The organism is Fructilactobacillus florum 8D (assembly GCF_000512295.1).
GTDB lineage: Bacteria > Bacillota > Bacilli > Lactobacillales > Lactobacillaceae > Fructilactobacillus > Fructilactobacillus florum.
On the sequence record NZ_ALXG01000019.1, the window covers coordinates 1 to 594 of the forward strand.

1 protein-coding gene is annotated in these 594 nt (G+C 34.8%); it reads right to left on the reverse strand.

The genetic code is table 11. The features are described from left to right. Positions 1-50: 50 nt before the first annotated feature. Positions 51-416 carry a hypothetical protein gene (locus tag B808_RS02310; RefSeq protein WP_035421685.1) on the reverse strand — a complete coding sequence of 122 codons (366 nt, stop codon included), beginning with the start codon at positions 414-416 and terminating at the stop codon, positions 51-53. Between the last annotated feature and the right edge of the window lie 178 nt (positions 417-594).

Genomic DNA, 594 nt, shown 5'->3' on the forward strand with positions numbered 1-594 from the left:
TCATTAGAATGACGTACTTCTAAAACCACATTATTAAATCCGTCAACAGTTTATTTTAAATTATCCGGTTTTATTTGTTTACCAGTTAGACCATCAATCGAAATCCCAACTCCATCAGGGGTTGACGCCGCCGAACTGGTAATGTTCTGCGTTTCTTCTGCCCGTTTTTCTTCCTCCGGAGTATCATATTTATTATAATCATTCTCATCTGATTGTTGTTGTGGTTGTTGTGGTTGCGGTTTTGGTTGTGAAACTGGTTGTGCTTTTTCTACTTCAGTTTTTGGCGTAGTCTTTACTTTAATAATCTTAGTTTTATAAACTGGCTGAATTGTTTTTTTAGTATAATTATAAGTTGCCCAATTACTCCCAATTAAAACCAAGCCAACAAAAGACCACTTGATAATTTTTTTAAACATATTAATATCCTTCCTTAATTAAAATTATATTGTAAGGCGTATTCCCGCATAACCAATTTGATTAAGTTCTGACGGCGTACCGCGGCAACCCGTTCGTTCGCTTGGAATTCAGTATTTTCGTGCTTTTTAGCAATTAAAGAATTGACTAGAGTTCTTAAACTCATTAGAATGACGTACT

What these genes read in the sequence shown, in the direction of transcription:
- B808_RS02310 (WP_035421685.1), bottom strand. Translation starts at nt 416, where the DNA reads ATGTTTAAAAAAATTATCAAGTGGTCTTTTGTTGGCTTGGTTTTAATT.